Origin of the sequence: Micromonospora sp. CCTCC AA 2012012 (genome assembly GCF_040499845.1) — a bacterium.
GTDB classification, from domain to species: domain Bacteria; phylum Actinomycetota; class Actinomycetes; order Mycobacteriales; family Micromonosporaceae; genus Micromonospora; species Micromonospora mangrovi.
This window is the reverse complement of record NZ_CP159342.1, coordinates 6,416,754-6,438,559: the sequence shown is the minus strand read 5'-3', so window position 1 is coordinate 6,438,559 and position 21,806 is coordinate 6,416,754. Positions and strand designations below refer to the sequence as shown.

At 73.4% G+C, this 21,806-nt stretch carries 25 protein-coding genes; 9 read left to right on the top strand and 16 right to left on the bottom strand.

From position 1 onward, the window contains the following. Nucleotides 1-147: 147 nt before the first annotated feature. A complete protein-coding gene (locus ABUL08_RS29225) occupies nucleotides 148-1,323 on the bottom strand; it encodes an NAD(P)-dependent malic enzyme (RefSeq protein ID WP_350933267.1) in 1,176 nt (391 codons plus the stop codon). Between the two features lie 161 nt (nucleotides 1,324-1,484). Then, nucleotides 1,485-1,838, bottom strand: a complete 354-nt coding sequence (locus ABUL08_RS29220) for a S24 family peptidase (RefSeq protein WP_350933266.1) — start codon at nucleotides 1,836-1,838, stop codon at nucleotides 1,485-1,487. An 84-nt stretch (nucleotides 1,839-1,922) separates the two neighbouring features. Between ABUL08_RS29220 and sodN the strand changes: the two genes are divergently transcribed. From sodN to ABUL08_RS29205, 3 genes are all read left to right on the top strand, one after another. Next, nucleotides 1,923-2,327, top strand: a complete 405-nt coding sequence (gene sodN, locus ABUL08_RS29215) for a superoxide dismutase, Ni (RefSeq protein ID WP_350933265.1) — start codon at nucleotides 1,923-1,925, stop codon at nucleotides 2,325-2,327. Nucleotides 2,328-2,392: 65 nt separating this feature from the next. Continuing rightward, nucleotides 2,393-2,848 (top strand): GNAT family N-acetyltransferase, encoded by a 456-nt coding sequence (locus ABUL08_RS29210; protein WP_350938900.1) that lies wholly within the window; start codon nucleotides 2,393-2,395, stop codon nucleotides 2,846-2,848. A gap of 32 nt (nucleotides 2,849-2,880) precedes the next feature. Next, nucleotides 2,881-3,288: an ATP-binding protein gene (locus ABUL08_RS29205; RefSeq protein WP_350933264.1), complete on the top strand. Its 408-nt coding sequence runs from the start codon at nucleotides 2,881-2,883 to the stop codon at nucleotides 3,286-3,288. 22 nt (nucleotides 3,289-3,310) lie between these two features. On the opposite strand, the gene ABUL08_RS29200 is transcribed toward ABUL08_RS29205, so the two are convergent. Next, the gene (locus tag ABUL08_RS29200; protein WP_377521806.1) at nucleotides 3,311-3,745 is read right to left on the bottom strand and encodes a hypothetical protein; all 435 of its coding nucleotides are present in this window, start codon (nucleotides 3,743-3,745) and stop codon (nucleotides 3,311-3,313) included. Between ABUL08_RS29200 and ABUL08_RS29195 the strand changes: the two genes are divergently transcribed. Both ABUL08_RS29195 and ABUL08_RS29190 read left to right on the top strand, forming a co-directional pair. Further along, the gene (locus ABUL08_RS29195; RefSeq protein WP_350933262.1) at nucleotides 3,744-4,694 is read left to right on the top strand and encodes a diacylglycerol/lipid kinase family protein; all 951 of its coding nucleotides are present in this window, start codon (nucleotides 3,744-3,746) and stop codon (nucleotides 4,692-4,694) included. The genes ABUL08_RS29200 and ABUL08_RS29195 overlap by 2 nt on opposite strands. Before the next feature lie 446 nt (nucleotides 4,695-5,140). Then, nucleotides 5,141-5,398: a WhiB family transcriptional regulator gene (locus ABUL08_RS29190; protein ID WP_350933261.1), complete on the top strand. Its 258-nt coding sequence runs from the start codon at nucleotides 5,141-5,143 to the stop codon at nucleotides 5,396-5,398. Nucleotides 5,399-5,490: 92 nt separating this feature from the next. Here ABUL08_RS29190 and ABUL08_RS29185 read toward each other — a convergent pair whose 3' ends face one another. The 4 genes from ABUL08_RS29185 to ABUL08_RS29170 are packed head-to-tail and all read right to left on the bottom strand — an operon-like array spanning nucleotide 5,491 to nucleotide 8,868. Beyond that, complete coding sequence (locus ABUL08_RS29185) at nucleotides 5,491-6,261, bottom strand: sirohydrochlorin chelatase (RefSeq protein WP_350933260.1); 771 nt, start codon at nucleotides 6,259-6,261, stop codon at nucleotides 5,491-5,493. Beyond that, nucleotides 6,243-7,004, bottom strand: a complete 762-nt coding sequence (locus ABUL08_RS29180; RefSeq protein WP_350933259.1) for a phosphoadenylyl-sulfate reductase — start codon at nucleotides 7,002-7,004, stop codon at nucleotides 6,243-6,245. Before ABUL08_RS29180 ends, ABUL08_RS29185 begins: the two co-directional genes overlap by 19 nt. After that, a complete protein-coding gene (locus ABUL08_RS29175; protein WP_146231228.1) occupies nucleotides 7,001-7,159 on the bottom strand; it encodes an IS1 family transposase in 159 nt (52 codons plus the stop codon). Before ABUL08_RS29175 ends, ABUL08_RS29180 begins: the two co-directional genes overlap by 4 nt. Next, the gene (locus ABUL08_RS29170; RefSeq protein ID WP_350933258.1) at nucleotides 7,156-8,868 is read right to left on the bottom strand and encodes a nitrite/sulfite reductase; all 1,713 of its coding nucleotides are present in this window, start codon (nucleotides 8,866-8,868) and stop codon (nucleotides 7,156-7,158) included. Before ABUL08_RS29170 ends, ABUL08_RS29175 begins: the two co-directional genes overlap by 4 nt. Nucleotides 8,869-9,444: 576 nt before the next feature. On the opposite strand from ABUL08_RS29170, the gene ABUL08_RS29165 reads away from it, so the two are divergent. Further along, nucleotides 9,445-10,956: a glycosyltransferase family 39 protein gene (locus tag ABUL08_RS29165; protein ID WP_350938898.1), complete on the top strand. Its 1,512-nt coding sequence runs from the start codon at nucleotides 9,445-9,447 to the stop codon at nucleotides 10,954-10,956. A 48-nt stretch (nucleotides 10,957-11,004) separates the two neighbouring features. Here the strand turns inward: ABUL08_RS29165 and ABUL08_RS29160 are convergent, their stop codons facing one another. Together ABUL08_RS29160 and ABUL08_RS29155 are read right to left on the bottom strand one after the other, a co-directional pair. Beyond that, nucleotides 11,005-12,546: a sensor histidine kinase gene (locus ABUL08_RS29160; protein ID WP_350933257.1), complete on the bottom strand. Its 1,542-nt coding sequence runs from the start codon at nucleotides 12,544-12,546 to the stop codon at nucleotides 11,005-11,007. Nucleotides 12,547-12,571: 25 nt separating this feature from the next. Next, on the bottom strand, nucleotides 12,572-13,603 hold the full coding sequence (locus ABUL08_RS29155) for an SIS domain-containing protein (RefSeq protein WP_350938896.1): 1,032 nt from the start codon (nucleotides 13,601-13,603) through the stop codon (nucleotides 12,572-12,574). Nucleotides 13,604-13,787: 184 nt separating this feature from the next. Between ABUL08_RS29155 and ABUL08_RS29150 the strand changes: the two genes are divergently transcribed. Then, complete coding sequence (locus ABUL08_RS29150) at nucleotides 13,788-15,620, top strand: tetratricopeptide repeat protein (protein ID WP_350933256.1); 1,833 nt, start codon at nucleotides 13,788-13,790, stop codon at nucleotides 15,618-15,620. Between the two features lie 95 nt (nucleotides 15,621-15,715). On the opposite strand, the gene ABUL08_RS29145 is transcribed toward ABUL08_RS29150, so the two are convergent. Next, nucleotides 15,716-17,302, bottom strand: a complete 1,587-nt coding sequence (locus ABUL08_RS29145; protein WP_350933255.1) for an MDR family MFS transporter — start codon at nucleotides 17,300-17,302, stop codon at nucleotides 15,716-15,718. A gap of 112 nt (nucleotides 17,303-17,414) precedes the next feature. On the opposite strand from ABUL08_RS29145, the gene ABUL08_RS29140 reads away from it, so the two are divergent. Next, nucleotides 17,415-17,984 carry a TetR/AcrR family transcriptional regulator gene (locus ABUL08_RS29140; RefSeq protein WP_350933254.1) on the top strand — a complete coding sequence of 190 codons (570 nt, stop codon included), beginning with the start codon at nucleotides 17,415-17,417 and terminating at the stop codon, nucleotides 17,982-17,984. 24 nt (nucleotides 17,985-18,008) lie between these two features. Here ABUL08_RS29140 and ABUL08_RS29135 read toward each other — a convergent pair whose 3' ends face one another. Both ABUL08_RS29135 and ABUL08_RS29130 read right to left on the bottom strand, forming a co-directional pair. Further along, a complete protein-coding gene (locus tag ABUL08_RS29135; protein ID WP_350933253.1) occupies nucleotides 18,009-18,518 on the bottom strand; it encodes a GNAT family N-acetyltransferase in 510 nt (169 codons plus the stop codon). Then, on the bottom strand, nucleotides 18,515-18,730 hold the full coding sequence (locus tag ABUL08_RS29130; protein ID WP_350933252.1) for a biotin/lipoyl-binding carrier protein: 216 nt from the start codon (nucleotides 18,728-18,730) through the stop codon (nucleotides 18,515-18,517). Before ABUL08_RS29130 ends, ABUL08_RS29135 begins: the two co-directional genes overlap by 4 nt. 229 nt (nucleotides 18,731-18,959) lie before the next feature. Here ABUL08_RS29130 and ABUL08_RS30725 point away from each other — a divergent pair, with 229 nt between their 5' ends. Then, nucleotides 18,960-19,034, top strand: a complete 75-nt coding sequence (locus tag ABUL08_RS30725) for a 50S ribosomal protein bL37 (RefSeq protein WP_369700219.1) — start codon at nucleotides 18,960-18,962, stop codon at nucleotides 19,032-19,034. A gap of 123 nt (nucleotides 19,035-19,157) precedes the next feature. Here ABUL08_RS30725 and rsrA read toward each other — a convergent pair whose 3' ends face one another. The 4 genes from rsrA to ABUL08_RS29105 all read right to left on the bottom strand — a co-directional run bounded on the left by rsrA (nucleotide 19,158) and on the right by ABUL08_RS29105 (nucleotide 21,742). Next, nucleotides 19,158-19,445 (bottom strand): mycothiol system anti-sigma-R factor, encoded by a 288-nt coding sequence (gene rsrA / locus ABUL08_RS29120; RefSeq protein WP_350933250.1) that lies wholly within the window; start codon nucleotides 19,443-19,445, stop codon nucleotides 19,158-19,160. Nucleotides 19,446-19,447: 2 nt separating this feature from the next. Further along, nucleotides 19,448-20,257, bottom strand: a complete 810-nt coding sequence (locus ABUL08_RS29115; protein WP_350933249.1) for a sigma-70 family RNA polymerase sigma factor — start codon at nucleotides 20,255-20,257, stop codon at nucleotides 19,448-19,450. A gap of 269 nt (nucleotides 20,258-20,526) precedes the next feature. Beyond that, on the bottom strand, nucleotides 20,527-21,144 hold the full coding sequence (locus tag ABUL08_RS29110; protein ID WP_350933248.1) for an alpha/beta hydrolase family protein: 618 nt from the start codon (nucleotides 21,142-21,144) through the stop codon (nucleotides 20,527-20,529). Between the two features lie 202 nt (nucleotides 21,145-21,346). Next, nucleotides 21,347-21,742 (bottom strand): WhiB family transcriptional regulator, encoded by a 396-nt coding sequence (locus ABUL08_RS29105; protein WP_242794236.1) that lies wholly within the window; start codon nucleotides 21,740-21,742, stop codon nucleotides 21,347-21,349. Nucleotides 21,743-21,806 lie beyond the last annotated feature (64 nt).

Here is a 21,806-nt window from a genome sequence, read left to right as displayed (position 1 = left end):
GTCCACGGGTCCCCACCCACCACCCACCCACTCGCCGCTCGCCGGCCGTGCCCACTAATTCAGGGAAAGAGTGGCCTCCCCGCGCCGGGAGGCCACTCTTTCCCTGAAACTGTGCGGATCTTGAGGGTGCGGGGGCGCGGGGGTGGGTCAGCGGCGGGCGACGCCGTCGCGGCGTGCCGCCTCGGCGACCGCCTCGGCCACCGCGGGGGCGACCCGGGGGTCCAGGGGGGACGGCACGATCGCCTCGGCCGTCAGCGACTCGGCGACCACGCCCGCGATCGCGTCGGCGGCGGCCACCTTCATCCCCTCGGTGATCCGGGTGGCGCGGGCGTCGAGCGCCCCCCGGAAGACGCCGGGGAAGGCGAGCACGTTGTTGATCTGGTTGGGGTAGTCGCTGCGCCCGGTGGCCACCACCGCCACGTGCCGGGCGGCCACCTCCGGGTGCACCTCGGGGGTGGGGTTGGCCAGCGCGAAGACGATCCCGCCGGGGGCCATCCCGACCACCGCCGCCTCGGGGATCTGACCGCCGGAGACGCCGATCAGCACGTCCGCGCCGCGCAGCGCCTCGGTGATGTCGCCCTGGCGGCCCTCGGCGTTGGTCAGCTCCGCCAGTTCCGCCTTCGTCCCGGTCAGCTCGCGGTGCCGGCCGATGATCCCCTTGGAGTCGCAGACCACCACCTGATCGGGGTTCACTCCCCCGGCGATCAGCATCTTCGTCACCGCCACGCCCGCCGCGCCGGCGCCGCTCACCACGACCCGCAGGTCGCCGAGCTTGCGGTTGAGCAGGGCGGCAGCGTTGCGCAGCGCGGCCAGCACCACGATCGCGGTGCCGTGCTGGTCGTCGTGGAAGACCGGGATGGCCAGCTCCTCGTCCAGCCGGCGTTCCACCTCGAAGCAGCGCGGGGCGCTGATGTCCTCCAGGTTGATCCCGCCGAACGAGGGCGCGAGCGCCTTGACCGTCGCCACGATCTCGTCCACGTCCTGGGTGTCCAGGCAGATCGGCACCGCGTCCACGCCGGCGAACTGCTTGAACAGCACCGCCTTGCCCTCCATCACCGGCAGCGCCGCGCGCGGGCCGATGTTGCCCAGACCGAGTACGGCCGAGCCGTCGGTGACCACGGCGACGGTGTGCGACACCCAGGTGTAGTCGTCGGCGAGGGCGGGGTCGGCGGCGATCGCCTCGCACACCCGCGCCACCCCGGGGGTGTACGCGAGGGAGAGGTCCTCCCGGCTGGTGAGCGGAACGGTCGAGGTGACGGCCATCTTGCCGCCGACGTGCAGGCGGAAGACGGGATCAGCGGGGTCCACGGTGGACGAAGACATGTGGTGACTCCAGGATCTGTCGAGCAGACGGACCGGCCGGCTCGGGCGCGAGGTCAGCGACGAGCGGGGCGGGCGGTGCGGGGGGTCACCCGGGCACTTTCCGAGCATAGTGGCGCGCGCGGGGCGCCGATGTGAGCGGGGTCATATCCGCTCCCGGGGCGTCACCGGCCGGGCCGGTTCCGCAGCAGGCCGGGGCGGGGCCAGTAGCGGGCCACCACCCGACCCCGGACGTCGGCCACCCCGTACGCCCGGGAGTCGTCGGTGACCAGGTCGTTGTCGCCGCGTACCCACCAGCCGCCGTCCTGCCGGCGGACCGCGCGCTTGACCACGAGCAGGTCGGGGCGGCTGCGGAAGACCGCGACCACGACGTCGCCGGCGCGGACCGCCCGCCCCCCGGTGCGCACCAGTACGGCGTCCCCGTGGCGCAGGGTCGGCACCATCGAGGGGCCGGTGACCAGCACCGGTACGAGTGGACCGCGCAGCTCGGGGGCGGCCGGGTCTTCTTCGATCCGCACCGGGTTTCACCTCCAGCCCGCCGGGGAGCATGTCCAGGAGTAATGTCGGCTTGGATCATCGCAAACATCCCATGGAGGACCCTGATGCGACTTCCCCGCATCCTTTCGCCCCGTGTGACCGCCAACGCGCACTGCGACCTGCCGTGCGGCGTGTACGACCCGGCGCAGGCCCGGATCGAGGCCGAGTCGGTCAAAATGATCTGCGAGAAGTACCAGGCGAACACCGACCCGGAGTTCCGCACCCGCGCCATCCTGATCAAGGAGCAGCGGGCCGAGCTGGTGAAGCACCACCTCTGGGTGCTCTGGACCGACTACTTCAAGCCGGCCCACTTCGAGAAGTACCCGCACCTGCACCAGCTCTTCAACGAGGCCACCAAGGCGGCCGGTGCGGCCGGCGCCAAGGGTGCGACCGACCCTGCCAAGGCCGACGAGCTGCTCCAGAAGATCGACGAGATCTCGAAGATCTTCTGGGAGACCAAGAAGGCGTGACCCTGGGCATCCAGGCACCGACGATCCGGCCGGCACGTCCCTCCGACGTGCCGGCCGTCGTCGCGATGGTGCACGAACTCGCCGACTACGAGCGCGCGCCGGAGCAGTGCCACCTCACCGTCGAGCAGCTCACCACCGCCCTCTTCGCGCCGGCGCCGGCGCTGTACGGGCACGTCGCGGTGGACCGGGCCGACGAGCCGATCGGCTTCGCGCTCTGGTTCCTCAACTTCTCCACCTGGGAAGGCGTGCACGGCATCTACCTGGAGGACCTCTACGTCCGCCCGGCCGCCCGGGGCACCGGGGCCGGCCGGCTGCTGCTGGCCACCCTCGCCGCGGTCTGCGTCGAGCGGGGCTACCGGCGGCTCGACTGGTCGATGATCAACTGGAATCCGGCCGCCGGCTTCTACGCCGCCATCGGCGCCACACCGCTCGACGAGTGGGTGCCCTACCGGCTCACCGGGGAGGCGCTGCACGGCCTCGCGGCCGCCGCGACGGCCGCGCCGAGGCGTACGGCGGACTGACCGGGTAGAGTCCGGCACCAGGGGGATGAGGCGTGACTCAACTGACTGGCCAGCCAGCGACCGACGACGACGTGGTGCACCTCACCGTGCCCGCCGACGGCGGCTATCTCGGCGTGCTCCGCACCGCCACGGCGGGCCTCGCGGCCCGGCTGCAGTTCGCCCTCGACGAGATCGAGGACCTGCGGATCGCGGTCGACGAGGCGTGCGCCATGCTGCTCGCCATCGCCACCCGGGACGCCGAGTTGGAGTGCCGCTTCGCGGTCACCGACGACGCGCTCTCCGTCGAGGTGACCGTGCCGACCGTCCGGGGCACCACGCTGCCGTCCGAGTCGTCCTTCGCCTGGAAGGTGCTGACCGCGCTGACCACGGGCGCCTCCGCCCGGGCGGCCGACGGCCGGGCCACCATCTCGCTGCTCACCCGCCGCGCCTCCGGCTACTGAGCCACCCGGGGCGCGCGGCCTCTCAGTGCAGGCCGAGGGCCCGGGTGGTCGGCGGACTGACCAGCAGGCCGGTGACCCCCAGACCGAGCGCCATCAGTGGTAGGCCCAGCCAGCCCATCCCGCCCTGGATCATGTACCAACCGATCGGCAGCAGCATCAGCTGAAGCACGATGGCCGGGGCGCGGGCGCCCGCCTTCCGCCGCGCCAGCGCGGCGCCGAGGGCCCAGAGCACCACCGCGCCGGCCACCGCGAACGCGGTGACGAGCAGCGCCGAGGTGAGGTCGGTGGTCCGCGCGGTCAGGTCGGACCAGATCAGCCAGACCGCGACCAGCCCGAGCGCGACCGATTCGGCGCGCAGCAGCAACACCGCCCAGCGCAGCGTGGTCGGGGTCGGGTCCGAGTCGATCGTCACGCGCGCCACGATACCGGTGGGCGATCGCGGTACAGTGCCGCCCATGCGGGCCGTCCTGGTGGTCAATCCGAAGGCCACCACCACCAGCGAACGCAGCCGGGACGTCCTGGTCCGGGCGCTGCGCAGTGAAGTCGACCTGTCGGTGCGGTACACCCGCCGCCGGGGTCACGCGATGGACCTCGCCCGGGAGGCCGCCGAGGAGGGCGTCGACCTGGTGGTCACGCTCGGCGGCGACGGCACCGTCAACGAGGTGGCGAACGGGTTGATGGCGGCGGAGCCGCCCACCTTCCGGACCGGCGACACCCCGGCGGAGCGGCTGCCCGCGTTGGCCACCGTGCCGGGCGGCTCGACCAACGTCTTCGCCCGCGCGCTCGGCCTGCCCCGGGAGTGGCCGGACGGCACGAGCATGATCCTGGAGGCGCTGCGCCTCGGCCGGTCCCGGACGATCGGCCTGGGCCGGGCCGACGAGCGTTACTTCACCTTCTGCGCCGGCTTCGGTCTCGACGCCGCCGTGATCCACCGGGTGGAACAGGCCCGCAAGCGGGGCCGCGTGTCGACGCCCGCGCTCTATCTGCGCTCCACGCTCGGGCAGTACTTCCTCGGCTCGGACCGGCGGCACCCGGCGATCAGCCTGGAACGGCCGGGTGAGCTGGCCGAGGGCGAGTTGGCGACCGTCATCATCCAGAACACCGCCCCGTGGACGTACCTGGGCGACCGGGAGATCAATCCGAATCCGGACGCGTCCTTCGACCTCGGCCTGGACGTGCTGGCGATGCGTCAGCTCCGCGTGGCCAGTACGACACGCACGGTGACACAGTTCCTGTCTCGCAACGCCGAGCCGCGCGGTCGGCAGGTGCTGCGGCTGCACGACGTGCCGGAGTTCACGCTGGTCTCGGCCCGTCCGCAGGCTTTCCAACTGGACGGGGACTATCTCGGGGAGCGGGAGAAAGTTAGATTCACATCCGTTCCGGCCGCACTGAGAGTAATCTGCTAGGTCTCGGGTACTCCCGTCGGTTGACGCGGTGACCCACCGCACCCAAGCGGTGGCGCGCCACACCGAGGGGTAGGTGCCGGAAATGTCAGCAATGTCACGCGGACCGTACTATATTGATCCTCGACTGTGGTACGCCGGGTAGCCAGAGGCCTCTGGAACCCGGACATAAGGGTGGTGAGCCCGCTCACTGATCGGAGTTTTTCCGAGCGTCACCCTTGACATCGCGACAGTTCGTGAAAGTATTCACAAGCGAACTTGTGTTACCGGGACATTGCCTGGATATGCTCGTCAGGTTGAGCTGTTCCAGCAGGTCCAGGGACCCGCAGCCTGCTCACGCAGCGCCGAATTGATGGATGCTGACCGTCACCAATCGGCAATGCGGATGCATATAGGAAAAGCACGAAAGCGTTATCTGCCGCCCATCCAGAATGAGGAGTGTTGCCGCCATGGACTGGCGTCACCATGCTGTCTGCCGCGACGAGGACCCGGAGCTGTTCTTCCCGATCGGGACGTCCGGTCCGGCTCTCCTGCAGGTCGAGCAGGCCAAGGCTGTCTGCCGGCGCTGCTCCGTGACCGACGAGTGCCTTCAGTGGGCCCTCGAGTCCGGTCAGGACGCCGGTGTCTGGGGCGGGATGAGCGAAGAGGAGCGCCGCGCGGTCAAGCGCCGCGGCGGTCTCCGGGTGCTGCGCGCTCACTCTGCCTGACCCATCACACAGCTTCACGCCCCGGCCGGGCTTTCCGGCCGGGGCGTCTTGCTGCCCGCCCACATTTGCCGCCCGGCAAGTTTTGCCGCCCGTCAACCGGTCGCGTCGACCCGACGGAGGACCAGGTCGGCCAGGGCGGGGACGTCGGTGAGGGGGGCGGCCACCGCCACCGCACCGGCGGCGTGGGCGTCGGCCACCACGGCGTCGTGGAAGAGGCCGGGAGCGAGGAAGTAGGCGGCCACCGCGACCCGGGTGGCACCCCGGGCGCGGAGCTTCGCCACCGCGACGCCGACCGCCGGGGGTGCCGCCGAGGCGTACGAGACCCGGGTGGGGACGCCCAGGGACGCGCCCAGCGCCGCCGCCACCCGGCCCACCGAGCCCCGGGCCCGAGGGTCCCGGGTGCCCGCCGCGGCCAGCACCAGCGCGTCGAACCGGCCAGGTTCCGCCGCCGCGAGCCGCTGGCGCAGACCGGCCAGCAGGCAGCCGTCCACCGTGCCGTCGGCGGGCCCCAGCACGTCGGTGATCCGGACGTCCAGCGTCGGCCCCGCCTCCCGCGCCGCGGCCACCGCCGCCGGGATGTCCACCTTCCGGTGGTACGCGGCCGTCAGCAGCAACGGCACCAGCACCGCCCGGGGATGCCCCGCGGCGGCGAGACCGCGCAACACCGCGGTCGGTCCCGGCTCGGTGTGGTCCAGCCAGCTCGGCAGCACCGGGGTGCCGGGACGGGCCGCCGCCACGGCTCCGGCCAGCGCACGGATCGCCTCGGCGGCCCGGGGATCACGACTGCCGTGGGCGACCAGGACCACCGGGGCGGCCACCTCGACCGCCCCGGCATCCGTCGGCGTCACACGTGCAGGCCGCACTCGGTCTTCTCGAACATGGCCCACCGGCCGGCCCGCGGGTCCTCCCCCGCCCGGGTCCGCCGGGTGCACGGCCAGCAGCCGATCGAGCCGTAGCCGCGGGCGAACAACTCGTTGACCGGGATGTCGTAGCGGGAGATGTAGGAGTCCACGTCCCGCTGCGTCCAGGCGGCGATCGGGTTGACCTTCACCTTGCCGCGCCGGGCGTCGAAGGTCACCACCGGCGTGTTGGCCCGGGTCTGCGACTCGTCCCGGCGCAGCCCGGCCGCCCAGGCGTCGTAGCCGGTCAGGGCGCGTTCCAGGGGCTCGACCTTGCGCAGCTGGCAGCAGTCGTCCGGGGACTTGCTGAACAGGCGGGGACCGTACTGGCCGTCCTGCTGGCCCACCGTCATCCGGGGCCGGATCGAACGGACGTTCACCGGCAGCCGGCGGGCCACCTCGTCCCGCACGCGCAGCGTCTCCGGGAAGTGCAGCCCGGTGTCGAGGAAGACCACGTCCACGCCCGGCGCGACCCGGGACACCAGGTGCGCCAGCACCCCGTCCGCCATCGAGCTGGTCACGCAGAACCGGTCGCCGAACGTCTCGGCGGCCCAGCGGGCGATCTCCAGCGCGGGGGCGCCCTCCAGCTCACGGCCGGCCGTCTCGGCCAGCACGCGCAGCTCCTCTGGGTCACGGCGCTGCGGGTCGACGGGAGTCGGGCCGCCCAGCCCGACCAGGCCCAGGTTGGCGGCGGAAGCGAGACTCACCGGGCCACCGCCCTGCCGAGCAGACCGGTGAACTTCACCGTGAAGACCCGGGCGCAGGCGTGGCACTCCCAGGCGCCGTGCCCGGCCTCGCTCGGCCGCAGGTCCTCCTCGCCGCAGTACGGGCAGTAGAGAGGCGCAGATCGGGCATCGCTCATCGCAAGTCCTCCTCGTCGACCCTGATCACCCAGTTGGCGAACGTCTCGCCCTCGCTCCGGCCGGCCAGGTAGCGGCGGGCCAGCCGTTCCACGTACTCCGGAAGCTCGTCGGCGGTGGTCTTCAGGCCGCGCAGCTTGCGGCCGAAACCGGCGGTCTGCCCCTGCGCCATGCCGAGGCCGCCGCCCAGGTGCACCTGGAAGCCCTCGACCTGACGGCCGTCCGGGCCCACCACCAGCTGACCCTTCAGCCCGATGTCGGCGACCTGGGTGCGGGCGCAGGCGTTCGGGCAGCCGTTGAGGTGGATGGAGATGTCCGCGTCGAAGTCCCGCAGCCGCTCCTCCAGCCGGGCCACCAGCTCCTCACCACGCCGCTTCGTCTCGACGATGGCCAGCTTGCAGAACTCGATGCCGGTGCAGGCCATCGTGCCGCGCCGCCAGGCCGACGGCCGGGCCTCCAGACCGATCCCGCGCAGGGCCGTGACCAGGGGCTCCGTCCGCTCCGGCGGCACGTCGAGCACCAGCAGCTTCTGGTACGGGGTGAGCCGCACCCGGCCGCTGCCGTGCGCCTCCACCAGGTCGGCCAGCTCGGCGAGCTGCCCCCCGGAGACCCGCCCGACCACCGGGGCGGCCCCGACGAAGTTCCGGCCGTCGCGCTGCCGGTGCACGCCGATGTGGTCGATCGGCTTGCTCGGCAGCTCCGGCGCCGGGCCGTCGAGCATCGTCCGGCCGAGGTACTCCTTCTCCAGCACCTCGCGGAACTTCGCCACGCCCCAGTCGGCGACCAGGAACTTCAGTCGCGCCCGGTTCCGCAGCCGGCGGTAGCCGTAGTCGCGGAAGATGCCGACCACGCCCGCCCAGACGTCCGGCACCTCGGCCAGCGGCACCCAGACGCCGAGCCGCTGGGCCAGCATCGGGTTGGTGGCGAGGCCCCCGCCCACCCAGACGTCGAAGCCGGGCCCGTGCTCCGGGTGCTCCACGCCGAGGAAGGCGATGTCGTTCGTCTCGTACGGCGAGTCGGCCAGCCAGGAGATCGAGGTCTTGAACTTGCGCGGCAGGTTCGAGTACGCCTTGTCGCCGACGTACCGGCGGACGATCTCGTCGAGCGCCGGCGTCGGGTCCAGCACCTCCGCCTCGGCCACCCCGGCGACCGGGCTGCCGAGCACCACCCGGGGGCAGTCGCCGCACGCCTCGGTGGTCTGCAGGCCGACCTCCTCCAGCCGACGCCAGATCTCCGGCATGTCCTCGACCCGGATCCAGTGGTACTGGATGTTCTGCCGGTCGGTGATGTCGGCGGTGTCCCGGGCGAACTCGCGGGAGATGTCGGCGACCACCCGGAGCTGGGCCAGGCTCAGCTCACCGCCGTCCACCCGGACCCGGAGCATGAAGAACTCGTCCTCCAGCTCGTGCGGCTCCAGCACGGCCGTACGCCCGCCGTCGATGCCGGCCTTGCGCTGGGTGTAGAGGCCCCACCAGCGGAACCGCCCGCGCAGGTCCTGCGGATCGATCGAGGCGAAGCCCTGGTGGGCGTAGATGTTCTCGATCCGGGCCCGCACGTTCAGCGGGTCGTCGTCCTTCTTGATCCGCTCGTTGGCGTTGAGCGGCTCGCGGTGACCGAGCGCCCACTGTCCCTCCCCGCGCGGGCGGCGGGGAGCCCGGGCGGCGGGGGCCGCGGGGCTCTCGGGCCGGGTCGGGGTGCTGCTGACCGCCATCGCGGCGTCCTCCGTTGTGTCTGCGGTGCCTGGGAGCGCGGACGCGGCGGCCGGCCCTGAGAAGGGCCGTGACTGCGATGTCGTGACGGCCGGCGCGCAGCGCCCGAGACAGAGTGGTCGGGCGTCGTCAGGTGGCCGGACAGATCGCGCTGCGCACGCGGCCGTAATCGACGTGGCGACGGGCCACGAAGCGGCGGACGACAGCGGCGGTCATGCCCTCATGCTTCCACACCCCTGGTCGACCGGCCAATGACCGAGTGTGTGATCCCACATCACGGGCTCCACCCGAGCACGATCGAGGAAGTCGCGCCCCGCGCCCCGCGCCCCGCGCCCCGCGCCCCGCGCCGAGATCGTGCTCGATCCAGGAAGTAGTGGGGTCGACGAGCGTCGGAGGCCACTCGATCCAGGATCGAGCGCGATCTTGCACGGCAACGGCGCGGGGGCGCGGGCAGCCGCGGGAGCAGGACGGGAGGCGTGGGCTCGGCAGCGGTGCGGGGCGGGTTGTGGGAGGCTCGGCGCGTGGACGAATTGTCCGGTAAGTCGGTGCCTGGGGCGGCCCGGCGGGCGGCGCGAGGGGTGTGGGTGCCGCCGGTCGTGCTCACCCTCGGGGTGGGTCTCACCGGGCTCGGGCGGGCCCAGCTGTGGCGGGACGAGCTGGCGACCTGGAGTGCGGCCACCCGGCCGGTCGGCGACCTGGTCCGGCTGGCCGGCACCATCGACGCCGCCACCGGGCCGTACTACCTGTTCATGCACGGCTGGACCGCGGCGTTCGGCGATTCCACGGTCGCGCTGCGGCTACCGTCCGTGCTGGCCATGGCGGGGGCCGCCGGGCTCACCGCCCGGCTCGGTGAGCGGCTGGTCCACGCCCGGGTCGGGCTGCTGGCCGGGCTGCTCTTCGCCGTCCTGCCCGGCACCTCCCGGTACGCCCAGGAGGCCCGTCCGTACGCGCTCGCCACGTTCTTCGCCGTGCTCGCCACCCTGCTGCTGGTCGAGGCGCTGCGCCGACCCTCGTGGCCACGCTGGACGGCTTACGCCCTCGCGGTCGCCGCACTCGGTCTGGCCCACCTGCTCGCGCTCACCCTGCTCGCCGCGCACGCCGTCGCGGTGCTGCTCGTCCGGTGGCTCGGCCCCGCCGCCCTGGTAACCGTCCGCCACTCGCCCGTCGCGCCGACACCCGGCGCGAACGCACCGAACAGGCACGCCGAGCCCGACCCGACATCCGGCGCGAACGAGTCGGAGGGAGCGGGGCGGCGAGTGGTGCTGCCGTGGCTGCTGGCCCTGCTGCCGGCCGTGGTGCTGGTCACGCCGCTGGCGCTGGCGGCCCGGGGGCAGCGGTCCCGGCAGCTCGACTGGGTGGACGCGGCCCGGCTGACCGACCTGGCGGCGTTGCCCGGGGGCGTGGCGCAGAGCGGCGCGGTGGGCGGGCTGCTGCTGGGCCTCGCCGCGCTGGGCGCGGGGCGGCTCGGCCGTCGGGCGGTGCTGCCGGGCGCCTGCGTGCTGCTGCCCGTGCTGCTGCTCTTCGCCGCCGGGCTGGTGGTGCCGCTCTGGGTGGCGCGCTACCTGGTCTTCACGGTGCCGTTCGGCTGCCTGCTGGCCGGGGCGGCGCTGGCCGGCGTACGACTGGTGCCGGCGCTCGCGGTGGTGACCCTGGCCGGGCTGGTGGGTCTGCCCGACCAGGCGGGGCTGCGGCGGACCCACGAGTGGCCGCGCAGTGCGACGGTGGACTACCGGGGTGCGGCGCGGGTGATCGCCGATGGGCAGCAACCGGGGGACGCCATCGTCTACTCACCCCGGGACAGCTGGCTCTTCCTCGACCTCGGCATGGCGTACCACCTGGGGTCGGACCGGCCGCGCGACGTGCTGGTGGTCCGCGACCAGCGGCAGCGCGCGGACCTCTGGGCCGCCGAGTGCCCACGCCCGGCGGAGTGCCTGGCCGGCGCGCGGCGGGTCTGGTTGGTGGTCGCCGGCCGGCGGACCGACCCGCTGGCGGCGGTGCCCGGCGCGAAGGGCGCGGCGCTGCGGGACGGCTTCCGGGTGGCCCGGGTCGACCCCCGCCCGGGCCTGACGGTCGCCCTGCTCACCCGCTGACGCAGCCCCGGTGGGCGGAGGCCGCGCCGAACGTGGAACCAGCGGCGGTCAGCCGCGGTCGGCGGTGGGCCGGGCCAGCGGGACGACCAGGACGGCCTCGGTGCCACCGGCCGCGCCGTTGCGCAGCTCGATGGTGCCGCGCAGCTCGCCGGTGACGAGCGCCCGGACGATCTGCAGGCCGAGCCGGCCGCCGCGTTCGGCGTCGAACTGCTCGGGCAGTCCCCGGCCGTTGTCGGCGACCGAGACGTGCAGCTGCTTGCGCTGCCGCTGCGCGGTCACCACCACCTCGGGCTTCGCGCCCTCCTCGGGGGCGGCCGGGCCCTCCTCCCCGGCCGGCGGGAAACCGTGCTCGACGGCGTTGAGCAGCAGCTCGTTGAGGACCATCACCAGTGAGGTGGCGATCTCGGCGGGGAGCACCCCGAAGCTGCCCTGCCGGCGCATGCCGACGGTCACCTCGGTGGCCGCCACCTCGGTCGCCGCGCTGGCCACCCGGTCGACGATGCCGTCGAACTCGACCGCCTCGTCGCTGGACATGGAGAGCGTCTCGTGGACCAGGGCGATGGAGGCGACCCGGCGGACGGACTCCTCCAGGGCGACCCGGGCCTCCGGCATGGCGACCCGGCGGGCCTGGAGGCGCAGCAGCGCGGCCACGGTCTGGAGGTTGTTCTTCACCCGGTGGTGGATCTCCCGGATGGTGGCGTCCTTGGTGATCAGGGCCCGGTCCCGGCGGCGTACCTCGGTGATGTCGCGGACCAGCACCAGCGCGCCGATCGGCACGCCCGCCGGCATCAGCGGCAGCGCCCGGGTGAGCATGGTGGCGCCCCGGGCGTCGACCTCGCGGCGGGGCGGGGCGTCACCGCGCAGCGCGGCCAGAATGCTGTTCGCCGCGTCGGTGCCTTCGAGGGGGTCGCCGGCCAGCCGGCGGTGCAGCTTGGCCAGGTCCTCCCCCACCAGGTGGGAGGCGTAGCCCAACCGGCGGTACGCGGATTGCGCGTTCGGGCTGGCGTAGGTGACCTTGCCGTTGGCGTCCAGCCGGACCAGCCCGTCGCCGACCCGGGGCGCGGAGGTCGTCTCGCCCGGGTGCCGGGGCGGCGGGAAGGTGCCGTCGGCGATCATCTGGGCCAGGTCGTCGGCGGTGGTCAGATAGTTCAGTTCCAGCTGGCTGGGCGTCCGGGCGGTGGAGAGGTTGGTGTCCCGGCCGACCACGGCGATCACCTCGCCGGCCTCCCCGTCGGTGGTCCGTAGCCGCACCGGGATCGCCTCGTGCCGGGCGGGCACGTCGCCGTACCAGACGGGATCGCCCTCGCGCCAGATCCGGCCCTGCCGGTGGGCGACCTCCAGGTGGGCCACCTCCGGGCCGCCGACGATCCGACCCACCTGGTCGTCCAGGTAGGCCGTCGGCGCGGTCGTCGGACGGACCTGGGCGACGCAGACGAAGGTCCCGTCACCGTCCACCGGGACCCAGAGCAGCAGGTCGGCGAAGGAGAGGTCGGACAGCAGCTGCCAGTCCCCCGCGATCCGGTGCAGGTGGTCGATGTCGGCCGGGCGGAGCTGGGTGTGCTCGTCGGCGAGGTCGCGCAGCGTGGACACGCCTCACAGGGTGCCACGCCGGGTGTCACATCGTCGCGGTGACCTTCTTCAACCCGCGCGGCGCGTCCGGGTCCTCGCCCCGGGCCAGCGCCAGGGCCAGCGCCAGCCGTTGCAGCGGGAGGATGTCCAGCAGCGGGGCGTACCGCTCGTCGACCTCGGGGACGGCCATCCGGGTGGCGCCCTCGACCGCGGCGGAGCCGACCACCACCACGTCGGCCCGGCGCTCGCCGAGCCGGGGCAGCACCTGGCGCATCGACTCGCCGCCGGGGCCGGAGCCGACCACGGCGAGCACCGGCACGTCCGGGTCGGTCATGGCGAGCGGTCCGTGCAGCAGGTCGGCGCCGGAGAAGGCGAGCGCCGGCAGGTACGAGGTCTCCATCAGCTTCAGCGCCGCCTCCCGGGCGGTCGGGTACGCGTATCCCCGGCCGGTGGTGACGAGCTGGCCGGCGAACCGGTAGCGCGGGGCGAGCTGCGCCGGAGTCGGGTCGGCGAGGGTACGGGCGGCCAGCTCCGGCAGGACGGCCAGGGCGGCCCGTTCCGCCGCGGGCAGCACGCCGTCGCCGGCGCGTACCCCCTCGACGAGCAGCAGCAGCGCGAGCAGCTCGGCGGTGTACGTCTTGGTGGCGGCGACGGCCCGCTCGTGCCCGGCGGCGATGTCGACGCTCAGCTCGGCGGTCTCCACCAGCGGCGAGTCGGGTGCGTTGGTGACGGCGAGGGTGAGCGCGCCGGAGGCCCGGGCGACCCGGAGCACCTCGGCGAGGTCGGGTGAGCCGCCGCTCTGGCTGACCCCGACGACGAGGGCGTCGGAGAGGTCGGGCCGGGCGCCGTAGACGGTGACGGCGCTCGGTGAGGCGAGGCCGGCCGGCAGCCCGAGGCGGATCTCGGTGAGGTAGGCCGCGTAGAGCGCCGCGTGGTCGGAGGTGCCGCGCGCGGTGAAGACCACGTGCCGGGGCCGACGCTCGGCGATGACCGCCGCCACCCGGGCGATCGCGCCGGCGTGCTCGGCGGAGAGCAGCCGCTCGTAGCCGGCCGGCTGCTCGTCGATGTCGGCGGCCATCCCGGCCCCTGGACGCGTCACGGATAGCCCCCCTCTGCGCGGTACCCGCGCGATCGGTGCTCAGTCTTGCACGTTTGAGCCGCCACGAGCAACGCAACGAGCAGCAATGCGCAGTGGATCACCGAATCGACGCAACATCCCCTAGGCTTGCCCGGCCAGTGAATCGACGAAGCGAGAGGACGACGTGCCCGAGGGAACGGACGACCCGACGCTGCCCGCGGAGGGGGAGCTCGCGCTGGCCCGGCTGGCGCTCGCCGACGGCGACCTCCGGCACGCCGCCGAACACGTCGCCGCCGCGCTCGTCCTCGCCCCCACCCTGCCCGAGGTGCACGAGACCCTGGCCCGCGTCGCGGCGGCCAGCGGCGGCGACCTCGACCTCTTCCCGATCGGCCACCACGCCTTCGTCGGCGCGGTCGTCGCCCGCGCGCACCTGCTCGCCGCCGCCGGGCGGCCCGCCGAGGGACTCGACCTGCTGGCCGCCGCCACCGGCTACGCGCCCGGCGTCGACTGGGCCGGGGTGCCCTGGGTGACCGCGCCCGAGCTGGCCGAACGGCTCGACCCGGAGCGGATCGCCCGGATCCTCATGCAGATCTGCGCCGCCGCGCCGGACCCGGTGCCGCGCCGCGCCCGGGAACCGCTGCGGCCGTACCTCACCCTGGCCCGCAACGCGGTCACCGTGCATCCCGAGCACGCGCTGCTGCTGGGGGCGGCGTCCGCGCTGGCCCGGCGGGTCGGCGAGGTCGCCCTCGCGATCAAGTGGGCCTCCCGGGGGGTACGCGCGGAGCCGTCCAAACTCGGCGAGGTCTGGCTCGGGTACGCGTACCGCAGCGCCGGCCGGACCCGGGACGCCCTCGCCGCACTGGGTCGGGCGGTCGCCCACGACCCCGACGACCTCGCCGTCTACGCCGACCTCGCGGGCACCCTCGCGGACAACGGCCGGCTCGACGAGGCGCTGGAGTGGATCGACCGGGCGCTGGCCCGCGACCCGACCTTCGACTGCGCGGTGCACACCGCGCACCGGCTGCGGTTCCAGCGCGACGGCGACGTGGCCCACCTGGTGGCGCTCGCCGACTTCGTCCGCGACCACCCCGACGACAGCCACGAGCACGCCGACCTGGCCGAGTGCTGCCGCAGCCGGCCGTGGCTGGGCCAGGTGACACCGGCCGGCGGGCCGATGCTGGACGCGCTCCGCCAGGCGCTGGCCGACGAGGACACCGCCCGGGTGCCCGTACGCCTCGACGCCCCGGAGCCGCCGAGCGCGATGCGTACCGTGGCGGCGGCGGTCCCCGGCCTGGACGTCGAGGTGACCGGGACGGTCGAGCCGGACCCCCGGGAACCCCGCCGGGCCACCACCTGCCAGCTCTGGCGGTACGACGGCGCCACCGCCGCCCCCACCCTGCCGGTCCCGTCACCGGCGGCGGCGGAGCGGGTCCGGCAGCTCGCGCATCCGGCCTGGCCCCATCCCCCGGCCGCGTACGACGCCGCGGTGAACCTGGCCACCCTGGAGCTGACCGACCTGCTCGGCCTGCTGGTGCACCCGCCCGAGCCGCCGACGACCGCGCTGGGCCGGGTGCTGGCCGGGCAGGACCCGTCGCTCTGGGTGCGCTGCGTGCAGGTCTGGGCCTGTCTCGGCCTGCTGCACCACCGCACCGACGAGCCGTGGGCGGAGTCCACCCGCCGTCGGGTGCTGGTGGAGCTGGTCTGGGGCGTGGAGGACTGGATCACCGAGGCCGCCCTCTTCGCCCTGGTCACCGCCGCCTGGGTGGACCCCTCGGTACGCCCCGACGTGGCCCGGGTGGTGGCCGAGCGCCTCGCCGACGTGGCCGCCGTGGCCCGGGCGCGCCGGGTGCCGATCGCCGCCTCGCTGGCCCACCTGGCGCTGGCCACTCCGGCGCTGGACGAGGCCACCACCGCCCTGGCCCACGAGCTGACCGCCACCTCGCCCGGCGGTCCGACCCGCCCCGGCGTCCTGCGCCGCCTCTGGCGCCGTCTCACCGCCCTGTTCCGCCGCGCCTGACCGCCGTGCCCGGGCAGGGCTCGGGACGGGGGCGGGATGCGGCGCGGCCACGCCGTACCCCGGGATGGGGTCGACGTGGCCGCGGGGGACGTGCGTCAGGCGACCGGGGCCTTGCCCAGGGCGGTCTCGGCCTGCTCCTCACCGCTGGCGCCCGCCGGCGGGGCGTCGTTGCTGGATCGCAGCGGGACCTCCTTGATGAACCAGGCGAGGATCGGCACCGCGACGGTGAAGAGCACCGCCCAGAGGAAGACGTGGGAGATGGCGTCGGCGAGGCCGCCGAGCACCAGCTCCCGCGCCTGCGCCGGCAGCGCCTTGAGCTTCTCCAGGTCCATCCGGCCGCCCTCGCCGCCGCCGCTGAACGCGCCGCCGGCGGGCGAGTCGGCGAGCCGGTTGGCGAAGATCGCGCCGAAGAGCGAGATGCCGAACGAACCGCCGATGGAACGGAAGAAGGTGGCCCCGCCGCTCGCCGCGCCGAGGTCCTTCTGCTCGACGCTGTTCTGCGCGATCAGCATCGAGGTCTGCATCAGGAAGCCCATGCCCGCGCCGAGCACCACCATGTAGAGCGAGGACATGGCCTTGCTGGTGTCCACGTCGAGGCGGCTGAGCAGGAACATGCCGGTGGTCATCACCACGCCGCCGACGATCGGGAAGATCCGGTACCGGCCGGTGCTGGTGATCGCCCGACCGACGACCAGGGACACCACGAGCATGCCGAACATCAGCGGGAGCAGCAGCAGACCGCTGTTGGTGGCCGAGGCGCCCTGCACGGTCTGCTGATAGAGCGGCAGGAAGTTCATCGCGCCGAACATCGCGAAGCCGAGCAGGAAGCCGATCACCGAGATAAGGGCGAAGTTCCGGTTGGCGAAGAGGGCCAGCGGGAGGATCGGCTCGGGGACCCGGCGCTCGACGAGGCCGAAGACGGCCAGGGCGACCAGGGCGAGGACGGCGAGGCCGAGGATCTGCGGCGAGGTCCAGTCGTACTCGTTGCCGCCCCAGGTGGTGACCAGCACGATCGCGGTGATGCCCACCGAGAGCAGCGCGGCGCCCAACCAGTCGATCTTGTGCTCGGTGCGGTACTTCGGCAGGTGCATGGTGGTGGCGAGGAGCAGCAGCGCGACACCGCCCAGCGGGAGGTTCACATAGAACGCCCAGCGCCAGGAGAGGTGGTCGGTGATGAAGCCGCCCACCAGCGGGCCGGCCACCATGGCGATCGCCATGATGCCGGCGAACATGCCCTGGTAGCGGCCCCGCTCGCGGGGCGACACCAGGTCGCCGATGATCGCCATCACACCGACCATCAGGCCACCCGCGCCGAGGCCCTGGACGGCCCGGAACGCGATCAGCTCGATCATTCCGCTGTCCACCCCGCCGAGCACGCCCGAGCCGGACATGCCGCAGAGCGCGGAGCCGATCAGGAAGATGACCACGGAGGTGAGGAAGACGGCCTTGCGCCCGTAGAGGTCGCCGAGCTTGCCCCAGATCGGGGTGGAGACGGTGGTGCCCAGCACGTAGGCGGTGACGACCCAGGTGAAGTGGTTGACGCCGCCGAACTCGCCGACGATCCGCGGCAGCGCGGTGCTGACGATCATGTTGTCGAGCATCGCGAGCATCATCGCGATCATCAGACCGAACAGCACGACCCGTACGTTGGGTCGCGCTCCGGCCTGGGTTTCCTGAGTCATGGGTAAGCTCCCCCCGAGATGTGACCGACTTACTTGCCGCCCGGCTAGCTACCTTACTAGCCGCACGGTAAGTTGGACAGCAGGAACCCGTCAAGCCAGTTAGGTGGTACAGGTGAGGGAGAGCACAGGCAGCACGCGGCAACGCATCCAGGCCGTCGCGCTGGAGCTCTTCACCGAGCAGGGATACGAGAAGACCTCGCTGCGGGAGATCGCCGAGCGGCTGAACGTGACCAAGGCCGCCCTCTACTACCACTTCAAGAGCAAGGACGAGATCGTCAACAGCTTCGTCGAGGACCGCCTCCAGCGGATGGACGAGCTGATCGACTGGGCCCGGTCGCAACCGGCCACCCTGGCCACCCGCCGCGTCCTCATCAGCCGGTACGCCGACGCCATGTTCGCCACCGAACAGCCGTCGGTGATGCGCTTCTTCGAACAGAACCAGACCGTGCTGAAGAGCCTCTCCGCCGGCCAGCAGATGCGCGACCGGATGCTGCGCCTCGCCGACCAGCTCTGCCGCGGCGACGACTCGCCGGCCGCCCAGCTCCGCGCCGCGCTGACCCTCTTCGCCGTGCACAGCAGCTGGTTCGCGGTCCGCGCGCCGGACATCACCGACGACGAGCGGAAGAAGATCGCGCTGGAGGTCGCCGACGAGCTGCTGTCGAAGATCGGCAGCGACGACTGACCGCCCGGGTCCCCCGAGGGGTCGTCAGCCGCGGGCCAGCTCCAGGCGCAGGCCGAGCAGCTCCACGCCGGGCAGCGGCGACCAGTCCTTCTCCGGCACCCGGACGAAGCCCAACCGCTCGTACATCCGGTGGGCGGCGACGGCCATCCCACTGCGTACGCAGATGACCACGGCCGAGCAGCCCAGCTCGGCGGCGCGCGCCACGCAGGCCCGGGCCAGGGCCGAGCCCGCGCCCCGGCCCTGCGCGGCCGGGTCCACGGCGAGCATCCGGAACTCCGCCTCACCCGGGCCGGCGAGTTCCGCGTACGGGGTGCCGGGCAGCACGAAGGTCACCGCGCCGACGACGGCACCGGACGACTCGTCGACCGCGACCAGCACCTCACCGGACTCCGCCCGGGTGGCCACGTCGGCGAGCACGACGGCGTAGCTGTTCTCGCCCTTGAGCTGACCGTCGGCCTCGTACGCGGCGACCGTCAGCCGGGCCACCGCCGCGAAGTCGGCCGGCTCGGCCCGCCGGACCCGCAGCCCGGTCAATCGATCACCGCGATCAGGTCGCCGTCCTGCACCACGTCACCCTCGTTGACGGCGAGCTGGGTGAGCACCCCGTCCGACTCGGCGACCACCGGGATCTCCATCTTCATCGACTCCAGGATCACCAGCGTGTCCCCCTCGGACACGGTGTCCCCGGCCGACGCGACGACCTTCCAGACGTTCGCCACCATCTCGGCGCGGATCTCCTCGGCCATGTGACGGCCCTCCCTCTCCACCCGGTGTTCCTGCGAACGGTATCCAATCATGACGCCGGCCACAGCGGCAGCGGCCGGTCGGCACGCCCGGTTGCGCCCCCGGCGGTCCGGGAGCGACCCGGTCGGCACTAGCATCGTCCGGGTCGGCCCCGGATGCCGCGAGGACCGGTACGCGACCTCCGCCGCGCTCGCCCGCGGTCGGACCGTGACCAGCACAAGGAGGTACAGCATGGCGAAGAAGGCCCGCAAGAAGAAGGCCCGTAAGAAGAGCGGCGCGAACCACGGCAAGCGCCCCAACTCCTGATCGGCGGCGGGCGTACCCGCCGAGCAGATCAGCGACCTCCCCGGCCCCGGGCCGGGACAGACCGGTGGCCCGGGTCGGATCCGACCCGGGCCACCGGTGTACGTGCTCGCGTTACGGCGGTGCTCACTCCGCCAGTTCGCGGGACTCCGTGCTCTCGAAGACCACCAGCTCGGTGAGGCGCACCCGCAGCCGCTCCCGCAGCTGGTCCGGCGCGGTCTCGTTGCCGCAGCAGCGGGCGACCAGCGCCTTCACCTCCTGCTCGATGCCGAACTCGCGCAGGCACGGCCCGCACTCGTCGAGGTGGTGACGGATCAGCGTCCGCCGCTCCTCCCCGCACTCCAGGTCCAGATAGAGGTAGACCTCCGCGAGCACCTCGCGGCAGTCCGTCTCGTGCGGCTCTCCACAGCTCACGGTCACACCTCCCGGCCGGCAGCGGCGGTCGAACCCTTCGAGGGCGCAGCGGTGAAGCCCCGCTCCGCGGCGTACTGCTCGAGCAGTTTGCGCAGATTACGACGCCCGCGGTGCAGCCGCGACATCACCGTGCCGATCGGCGTGCCCATGATGTCGGCGACCTCCTTGTAGGAGAAGCCCTCGACATCGGTCAGGTAGACGGCCAGGCGGAACTCCTCCGGCAGCTGCTGGAGGGCCTCCTTGACGTCGCTGTCGGGCAGTCGGTCCAGCGCCTCGGTCTCGGCCGACCGCAGCCCGCTGGAGGTGTGCGACTCGGCCTCGGCGAGCTGCCAGTCGGTGATCTCCTCGGTGGGCGCCTGCACGGGCTGGCGCTGCCGCTTGCGGTAGGAGTTGATGTAGGTGTTGGTCAGGATCCGGTAGAGCCAGGCCTTCAGGTTCGTGCCCTGCTCGAACTGGTGGAAGGCGGCGTACGCCTTCAGGTACGTCTCCTGGACCAGGTCCTCGGCATCCGCCGGGTTCCGCGTCATCCGCAGACCGGCAGCGTAGAGCTGATCGACGAATGGCATCGCGTCCCGCTCGAAGCGGGCCCTGCGCTCGTCCGTCTTCTCGGTGGTCAACCGCACATCCCCTCGCGTCGGATGCTTTCCCGCCGAGGATACGCGTACGGACCTGCTCGTAGATTCAGTTCCGGCCGGTGTGCTGGTGCTCACCACGGCCGCCCCGCTCGCGGGCCACTCCGGCGCGTCCAGCAGCTGCCTCAGCTGCCGCGCGTCCCGGTCGTCCCGCTCCCGGCTCCGTGTCTCGATCGGCACCGCCCACCCCCTCGGCTGAAAAGTCGTCCGGGGGTAGTAACGCGTCCCGACTGCCGGTGCATTCCGCCCGCCGCCCGCCGTTCCTGGTCCCGGCCTCGGCCGCGACCGACGCTGGGACCAGGAAGGGCCTGGGAGGAGGCCCCGGAACGCCCGAACCGGACGCCCGGCACCATCCGTAGCAACGACCGCCACCGCCCCCGGTCACGCCCCCGCATGATCTTTCCGCCGACCGCCGACCGCCGACCGCCGCCCCGGTCGCCCACGCGGGGTCAGCGGGTCGCCCAGCCGCGCTCCCGCAGCCAGTCGCGCACCGCCGCGGCGGTGCCCGCCGGGTCGCGCTTCAGGTCGTGTGTCTCGCCGGGGCGGACCACCACGTCGACGGCCGGCCCCGGGGCCGGCACCCCGAACGGGTCCCGGTCGCCGTTCACCACCAGGGTGGGCAGTCCGGTCGCCAGCTCGGCGGCCCGCGAGCGCTCCGGCCGGCCCGGCGGGTGCAGCGGGAACGCCAGCGCGACGACGCCGCTCGCGCCGACGGCCACCGCCGTCCGGCAGGCGACCCGGGCGCCGCTGGACCGGCCCCCGACCAGCCACCTCGCGACGGCCGGGTGCCGTTCCCGGAGTACGGCCAGCACCGCCGTCCACGCCTCGTCGAGGTGCCCGGCCGGGGCGGGTGCGCGACGGCCGGCCACCCGGTAGGGCTGGGTCACCCGGACCACCGCCAACCCGGCACTGACCAGCGCGTCCCGGACCGCGAGCAGGTCGGGGGCGTCCACCGCACCGCCCGCACCGTGCCCGAGCACCAGCGCGGTGGCCGCCGGACCGGCAGGCAGGTCGGTGTCGACGCGGGCCGGTCCGCGGGGTGTCTCGATCTCGTCGTTCCGCCGCACCGGCCCATTCTGCGCCGGATCACCCCACCGACGACGCGGACCGCCCGAAGGCCGGAGCGGCCGGGCGGCGGAGCACCGGAAGGCCGGAGCGGCCGAACGCCGGAGCATCCGAAGGACCGGGCGCCGCGACGCCGGAGCGGAAGAACAAGGGCGCCGCCCGCCTCGACGGTGCGAGGCGGGCGGCGCGGGCCTGACGGTCCGGTCAGCGGCTGAGCGGCATCAGGGTGAGCAGTTGGTCGCGGACCGGCGGACCGGCCTCGTCGACCGCGTCCGGATCCGGTTGCACCTCGCTGCGCCAGGCGACGAGCATCGCCCGCCGTTCGCGCGGTGTGGTGCCCCCCCACACGCCGTGACAGTCACCGACCTCCAACGCCCAGGCCAGACACGACCCTTGGACGTCACAGCTTCGGCAGAGCGCCACGGCCGCGTCGGCCGGCTCGTTGGGCGCCGGAAAGAACGTCTCCGGGTCCACACTCTGGCAGGTCCCTCTGGTGCGCCACGCCTCGTCCTGGCGGCGCTCCCGCAGGGCCCGCAGCAGTCGCGGATCCCGTCGTGCGGCCGCCACCTCGTGCGGGCGCGGCATACGTGCCCGTGTCACATTCACCCACCTCCCCCGTGGGACCGGCATGATCACGAAGATCGATGGGTGACATCCGCCCCGT